Here is a 7,769-nt window from a genome sequence, read left to right on the forward strand (position 1 = left end):
GTGTCACGCTCCGCAACGGGGTGCTCGTCTACATCGAGAAGGCCGCGGACTCCGACACGGCTCAGGCGTCACTGTCTCTGACCAAGCCTCGGCTGCTCGCCCTCGTCGCCGGGGACACGGACAGCCCCGGCGTGAAGATCACCGGCGACCAGTCGGCGCTCGACACGCTCACCTCGGTGCTCACCGCTGGCGACCCCGGGTTCAACATCGTCACTCCCTGAGCGCTCGGCGCTCGTCTCAGGCGTCGAGCGAGATCAAGAAGTCCGCGTTGCCCCGCATCGCCGGTTTGTACCGGTCGAGCTCCTCGGAGTGAACATGATCCGCCAAGAGAGCGAGCAGGCTGCCGAGCGCCCTGTTCCCCTCGCCCAGCGCATGCAGCGTCAGCGCCTCGAACGCGCCCAGCGCCACGTCGTCGGGGAACTCTTCGCGAGCCGTCCGGAACACCTCGGCTGACCTGTCCAGATCGCCGAGGTTGCGCAGCGTGGATCCGTACTGCAGGAAGCACCGGCGGCGGATGTCGCCGTGGAGTCCGTTCTCGAGGGCGCGCCGGTAGTACCCCTTCGCCATGACCTCTTCGCCCGCCGTATCGAACGCGCCACCGACTTCGTAGAGCACGCGCGGATCGTGCGGGTGCTTCTCCAGGATCGGGCGAAGCGCCGCGATCGTCGGACCCATGTTCTCGCGGTCCCGCTCCTCGAAGATGCGATCCAGCTCGGCATTCAGTTTGTCGGTTGCCATGGTGACTCCGTCCGGCGGCGGCGATCGGGTCAGGTCTCGTCTATGCGGATGGCGATGTCAGGGAGGCGCGGTTGCGCCGGGTGCGTCGGTCCTCGCGGATGAGGCTGATGATCCCGAAGGCGCCGAGGACCAGCAGGATGATCTGGACCGTGCCGGTGAGCGGATCTGCCGCGGAGGTGTGATCGGTGGGAATGGACGCGGAGGGAAGCCCGACTTCTGCACTGAGGTAGAGAACCCAGTCGGTGAGAGCGTGGAGGATGACGCCGACCCAGAGCCGCCCGGTCACGCGGCGCACCCAGTAGTAGGTCGCGCCGACGGTCGCGAGACCGCCCACCTCGAACAGGATGCCCACCAGCGGTACGCCGCTCAGGATGCTGCTGGGAATGTGTGCGGCGGCGAAGCCGAAGCTCGTGACGAGCATCGTCACCAGCTCGCCGTGTCGTGCGCGCAGGGTCGTCAGAAGGATCCCTCGGAAGACGAGCTCCTCTCCGAGTCCCACCATCAGAGTTCCCAGCGCGACGACGAGGATGAAGCCGATGGATCGCTGCGCCCACGGCACGTCGCCGAACTGGCTGATCGGCAGCAGGAACGCGAGCACCGGGATTGCGATCAGCCACCACCGGCGCGGCGTCAGTGTGGGTGTCGGGCGCTCCTGCCAGACGTCCTTGCCCCAGCCGGTCCACCGCAGAAAGAGCAGCAGCAGCACGATCGCGATCCCAAGGGGCACGTAGTGGCTCAGCGCGAACTCCCCCAGCGGGTTCTCGTCCTCACTCACGAACAGGTCCATCACGTTGCCGAGACCCGCGGCAAGCAGCAGATACACGGCGATGACGACGACCGCCAGCCATACCCGCCGGGGTCGCTTATCCGTGGCCGTCGACGGGGCAGTTGCGTTCGCGCTCATACGCTCAGCTTGGCAGCCGCCTACCGCTTTGGGGGCCGCCGCGCGACGCGTATGTGAAGTTCGTTCCCAGTTTTCGCATCAAGTCCGCGTGTCGCCGACCGCGCCGCGCCAGCACTGGAAACGCGCTCTCATCTGCTCAGCCCCTTCTTACTTCCCTGTCTGGCCGTTTACCGACGATAAGACCACTTATCCGGACTATCGGCGCGGGCTGAGACTCGGCGCGACAACGCTCTCCGGCCGCTGCCTGTCCTTGCTCGCTACCACTCCGCTGACCATGCTCCCTATGTTCGATGAGCGTCACCAAATCGCGTTCGCCCGGCGGAGCTTCACGATGACCAGTCCCAGAAGGACTCGCCTGCGATCAGATCAATCAACAGAGTGTCTGGTGACTGGAAACGCGGCATGGATCGACCTAACGGCGTCGCTCTGCGTTGGGGATGGCGAAATGCGCCCGAACTGACTCAGCGAGCTCGTCAACGGCCACGACGAGATTGTTTGCGACCGCGAAGCCGTTGAGAGGATCGCCGCCGTTCTGAACGACCTCGCTAGCACATTCCCAAACCTTCTCGGCTGCTTCGCGAACGCTGAGAGGGGCGATGAGCCTCAGCATGTTGCACTCTCTCGCGAGCGCGTTGAAGGTATCCGTCAACTCTGCGATCGCCGCGTTGTGTCCTGCGGGAGGCATAGACGTCTCACCCCCGTGCACCTCGTTGATCGCGACTAGGGCCATCGTGTCCGCGACGGCGCGAAAGTCATCTGCGGCTGTCCGGAGCCGTCGTGACAGAGTGATCACTGCTGATACATGCTCGCGAAGATCTTGATCCCACCGCTGGTTTGTCTCTCGTCTTACGCGTTGCGTCTCCTGAATGCCGTTGAAAACGAACGCCAAGACTGCACCGAGCACGAGGAAGAAGCCAGCGATCATCGGCACCCCCCACCATGGTGCACCGTCACCTCCCCCTACTACTTCGATCAGGAATGGGGAGGGAGTGGGAGTGGGAGTGGGAGGCATCTGATCACCCCTTCGAAAAGTGTATTGAAAGCATCAGGCCCATTCTCGCGAGCTTGTTCGCGGTCTCTTCAATCCGGGCATCGACGAGTGCTGGAACACTACTAGCATTGGCTTACCCGTAAGCAGCGAGGCCAGTATCGAACGTCCAGATTTGCGCCCGAATTCGTGACCGTTGCTGATAGTGATACCGCTCATTGATAATGCACAGATCTCCGGCCCCGACTTGGTTAGCCGCGTGTTCTACGTAACTGGCCGACGTGTCGGCCCCGTCCAGCAGGTGATTCAGGAAATCTCTATCCCACGCAACATCGTGGAGCACCCAGGGCGCCTTTCCCTCGCAGATCAGCCTCAAGATTCCGCTGAGTTTCTCTGCTGTCTGTCGACGGACCCTACCATCTGAAATTTGCGCAATGAAATTGCCAGTTTCGATGACTGCCGTAATCGGCAATATGAACCTCTCGCCAGCGGCCAACCGCCCGGACATCTCCGATCGCACCTCGCCGGCATGCTGATCCCTACCAGGTACGGGGACGAGGTTACACAGCACCGAAGTGTCGATAAACGTGACCGCAGGCATCAGCTCAGCCCAAGAAGTCGCTGAAATTCAGCGTAGTCCGGCTCGTGTGTCACGGCAGAGGTTAGTTTGCCAGTCGTTACCGCTGTCCCTAGCGAACCTTCAGCAAGCGCGACCGCGTACCCCGGTAGCTCCGTGATCGGGGTTAGCCGGCTATGACCTGTCTCAGGGTCCCGATGGCACACGATGATGTTCTCGTTCAAGCTGCCTTCGGCGGCGTCGAGAAGAGCTGGACTATGCGTCGTAATCAGCACGCTGGTTCCGGCTGTCTTACTACTTTCTCTAACAAGCTCCAGCACGCGGTGTGCTTGTGACGGATGCAGGCCGTTCTCCAACTCCTCAAGAACAATGAGGATGCCATTGGCTGAACGAGACTCGCTCAGCGAGGCAGGACTGGCCACCTCCGCGTCGATATCGAGCCCGTTCCGTGGTGAAAGCAGCGCTGTTGCGATCCCAATGAATCTCAGCAGGCCGTCGCTCATCTCTCGGGCTGGCGTTCTTTCAGCGGCGCCCTCATCAGCTCCTCTGGATTCTTGGAGTGCAAGCATCACGTCGCCGAGGTCGGAGTTAACAAAGGAGATTTCGCGCACGCCGTCGTCTGCGATGAGCCGGACAAGCTGTTCGATGTGGGCGAACGCGTCCGGATCAGACGCTTGAAGATTTCGCAGGGCCGGGGAAAGGTTCTCACCGGTCCTTCGAAGCTCAACATCTCTGCCCTTCACGAACTCTCGCATGAGGTGCGGGATGGGATCGAAATGAAAGACACCCCGAAGCACGCTCTGCACCGTGGTGACAGCCGCGTGAACCGAACGCTCTGCTCGGTTGGAGCTACTCACGACGAGCGGTATCTGAGTCAGAAGAAGTCGGCTATCGCGGAAGCGCAGTAGAGGATTTGGGCCTTGCTTCCCGTTGTGAATCTCGGCCTCGATACCCGTGCCGGGAGCGCCAGCCCTTCGAGTTTCGAAGATCGGACCATACGAGCGTGCGCCGCTCGCGACGGCAACCCCCCAACCGTGAAGGCTTTCAGCAATTATTCGGATGTCCGGCCGCACTTCGATCTGAACCGTGTACTTGAGGACCTCGTCTCCGGACTTCACGCGACAGCCGAGAGTAAAGCTGTCCATTCCGTGCGGCGCGCATCCCTCCGAACCGCCGCGAACCGGCCCGAGCTCGCGTCGGCGTCCGTCGAGCGCATCAATGAGATCCTCCCCTTCCGCAAGGCGAGCAAGTACTTCCAGCCCGTCAAGAGCGTTCGACTTGCCAGCGCTGTTGCGGCCGATCAGTAGTGTCAGGTCATCGAGAGGCAACACCTCATCGCGAAATGACTTGAATGCGACCAGATTCAGGTGGGTCACGCTTGCGAAAGGCATAGCTAGAGCGTACGGGGCATTCGCACTCGCCGTGCGGCAATCGGCACCGGTTCCAAGTACGTCCGGAGAACTGTGACGGCCCCGGTGAGTAAACAGGGTGCCGGGGAGATGGACCGCAGCGGCATTCTCCGCCGTTGTGGCGTTGAGCCCGGGCTTCTCGTTGGTCAGCCAACCGTCAGTGACAATGTGGCCGGCCTCGTAGGTTGCCGCGTAACGGCCCCCGGGCCATTCCGAAACGACGGGTCCAGATGGATGACATCGCCCTCGACGTCACCGCCACGATTGGCGGCGCGGAGTTGAGGACGCGAGCGGTGGAGCACGGCCTATAGAGCGCTCGCGGCGCGGACTCGTATGCGATCTACTCCCGCGTGACTTCAGCGCTGTTCCTGAAACTGGTCACCTTCGGACGCTCGCCGCGCCAGATCACGAAGTGCTCCCCGGTTTCGATGCGGACCGTCGGTTCGCCCTCAGATTTTGCGTCCTCGAACACCCCGAGAGCGATCGTGGTACCGGGTACCGGGTAAAGGTCAGCTTTCTGTTCTGGCTCGCGGCACGATAGCAGCGTGGTCCGCGAGTCGAAAAAGAAGGCCTCGTCTTCCAACACGGCGGTCTCTATCACTGTCACCCGGCCGAGTAGCATGCGAAGCTCCTCGTCGTACCACTCGTCAAGGTTGCCCATCCCGCCGAATGGCTTGAACAGCACGTGATGCTTGGCCTCGTCCTCATCGACCGATGCGATCGCATCCCGGATTGCTGCTACGGTCAAGCGGCGCGGAGCCGACGACAACTGACGGAGGTGCTCGGCGATGCGTCGATCCTCTCCGTCACGGAAACCGGTAGCGAGTGCCTGCCCGAAGTAGGTGGGGTCCGCGTACGTCTGTTTGAACACCTCCTCCACGACAAATATCCGCGGTACAAGCAGGTTCAACCCCAGGATCGGAAGAGAAACATCGACGGCAGGCTCTCCGTCCTCATTCACGGGCACCGACTGACGAGGAATGTACTCGGCGAGGCGTGGCTCGCCGTCGAGCGCGTCTCGAAGTGCCTCACGGATACTCTTTACTCGCGCCTCAGAGATCGGGGCCTCGGAGAGCAAGACGTCCTCGGCTCGTTCCCAGCCGTCGAACCTCTCCTCCAGCAAGTCCAGAAGGTGCTCCTGGGCTGGATTTAGCTTGTCGCCAGACTGCTTCAGTAGATAGATGAACCGCCGGTAGCTGGAAGCTGTCTCCGAGTCATCAGCATCCGGCAAAGGTCCGCTGGCAGCCACCAGGGCATCCACTGTCTCGCTGTCCACATGGCCGGACATCTGCATTGTTTGAGCGCGCATCGAGCCCGTGTCGTTCAGTTCCCACCATTGCCACCGATTGAACGGTGACTCATCCCGTCCGGCCATGGCTCGGGCGTCAAGGATCTGCGACCTCGTGCCGCCCGGCTTCAACGAAGCGCGAAGCTCCGGTGCGTCGAGGTCGCGGCCATCGTTGATCGAAGCGAGGTAAGACATCCAGGACGAAAGTACGAGCTGCCCCGCGCGAACACGTGCGCGCGCCTCCTCGCCCTCGCGGTGCTCGAAAAGAGCCCCGAGCTCCTCGGCGGCACGCTGAGCAGCCAACACGTTCTTCGCGTCGATTGCGAGCTTGACGAGCTGTACGTTCGCCCAGATCGCCCGCGCGACATACGCCTGTCGGTCGCTCTTGTCATTACTGGAGTAGACATACCCAGCGATGTTAACGACGCACGTGATAATCCGCGATCTGACGGCTTCGAAGCTCTCATCGCCATAGCGGAGGAGATCCCACCACATGCGAGTGAAGCTGAGCAGGCACTCCTCGACGTAACGGATGCTGCCTGTGCGGCCCGCCTCCACAGCACGCCTCATCGCCCCGTCGACGAAGATGTTTGCGACTCGCGGCGACAAGATCACGTCCTGCTCGACGTCCCCTGCGGCTCGGAGGAGATCCTCCGTCGGAGAGGGGGCCGTTGGGAACGCGTCTCGGGTCGCTGGTGCCGCCACCCATACACCGCGCAAGGCAGTACCGAGGATCTCGAGGGCTCTCTCCGCGGTTGCGAATGATCCGGATCGAACCGAAGACCCAATGGTGTCTCGAAGGCTAGATACATCCCGCAGCGACTCTTCTACAGCTGTCACAGTGCCTTCTGGCTCGAAGACAAGACTCTCGACAAGGAATGTTTTTACACGTTCCTCGGATTCTTCGTCCAGAGCGAACGAGGATTCGACACGAAACGCGTGCTGACCGTCGCGGACGCGCTCACCCAATGTCAGGTCGAAATGTATCCGCGGCGGAACAAACGTGTGTGAGGACTCTTCGCTGCCGCCGCCACCCTGCCTTGCTCGAACGAGGACACTCATCGCGCGGCGTATGAAAATTGACTTGACCGCCTTAAGAACCAGGCGATTGTCCGGTGCACGCACCCGCATTGAGACGCTTCCACGTATTTCAGCGGTAAGCGCTGAACCCTCGTCTGCGAAGAGTCCCTCCACGTCGCGGTTTGCGCGCTCGTACCGAGCAGCTGAATCCTTCAGCCTCGCCGCAATCCCAACCGTGAGAGTCTCCGTCACAACAACATCGAGGAGAGATGGTCGCCCGAAAAGGTCCATGAGCTTCGTGGTCGACGAGATCAGCAGCCAAACGGTAGCGCAGAACCAAAGGGCAACTACAACCACCCCGAGGTTGCTCGGGGACCACACTGCTTCGACAGCAATCAATCCGTTCGCTGAGAGGCCGACAGCCAAAAATCCCCTCGCCCCGATGTAGGACAGCACTCGGCTGCGAGACGCTCCAATCGCAAGGGGCGTTTCTGCAAACAGCTGAGCGGCTACGGCCAGCGACGCGAACCCCACCGCGAGGAACGTGCTCTGCACCTGCCAGAAGAGGCCGCCACCTCCGTCCACGGAGGGGATTGGGAAGCCCGCCCACGTGGGCTCGATCCAGGTGTGGCCAACGACCACTGCGCCCGCGCTTATCACGACGAGCACGGCAAACAGCAAGTATCGACGTAGCCTCACGACTCCCCCGCCCGCTGTCGTAGTCCGAACACCTAGTTCGAGACTTTACGCGATCCCCCTTCTCGGGTTCGATTGCGTGCATGTGCGCGGCGCTGGCCGACATCTCCGTCGAGGCTCTACTCACCTGTAAACATAGAGTTGGCTCC

General features: G+C 61.8%; 6 protein-coding genes. 1 reads left to right on the plus strand and 5 read right to left on the minus strand.

The window, feature by feature from the left end; all coding sequences use genetic code 11:
* A partial coding sequence (locus ACESK8_RS17635; RefSeq protein ID WP_372969796.1) for an alkyl sulfatase C-terminal domain-containing protein occupies positions 1-221 on the plus strand: 221 nt, incomplete at its 5' end.
* Positions 222-237: 16 nt separating this feature from the next.
* Here ACESK8_RS17635 and ACESK8_RS17640 read toward each other — a convergent pair.
* The 5 genes from ACESK8_RS17640 to ACESK8_RS17660 all read right to left on the minus strand — a co-directional run bounded on the left by ACESK8_RS17640 (position 238) and on the right by ACESK8_RS17660 (position 7,605).
* Complete coding sequence (locus tag ACESK8_RS17640) at positions 238-738, minus strand: tetratricopeptide repeat protein (RefSeq protein WP_372969797.1); 501 nt, start codon at positions 736-738, stop codon at positions 238-240.
* Between the two features lie 40 nt (positions 739-778).
* Positions 779-1,642, minus strand: coding sequence for a lysostaphin resistance A-like protein (locus ACESK8_RS17645; protein ID WP_372969798.1), 864 nt, complete (start codon positions 1,640-1,642; stop codon positions 779-781).
* Between the two features lie 412 nt (positions 1,643-2,054).
* The gene (locus ACESK8_RS17650) at positions 2,055-2,567 is read right to left on the minus strand and encodes a hypothetical protein (RefSeq protein WP_372969799.1); all 513 of its coding nucleotides are present in this window, start codon (positions 2,565-2,567) and stop codon (positions 2,055-2,057) included.
* Positions 2,568-3,230: 663 nt separating this feature from the next.
* A complete protein-coding gene (locus tag ACESK8_RS17655) occupies positions 3,231-4,598 on the minus strand; it encodes an AAA family ATPase (RefSeq protein WP_372969800.1) in 1,368 nt (455 codons plus the stop codon).
* A gap of 358 nt (positions 4,599-4,956) precedes the next feature.
* Complete coding sequence (locus ACESK8_RS17660; protein ID WP_372969801.1) at positions 4,957-7,605, minus strand: hypothetical protein; 2,649 nt, start codon at positions 7,603-7,605, stop codon at positions 4,957-4,959.
* Positions 7,606-7,769: the final 164 nt, after the last annotated feature.

Source organism: Microbacterium sp., from assembly GCF_041641055.1.
GTDB lineage: Bacteria > Actinomycetota > Actinomycetes > Actinomycetales > Microbacteriaceae > Microbacterium.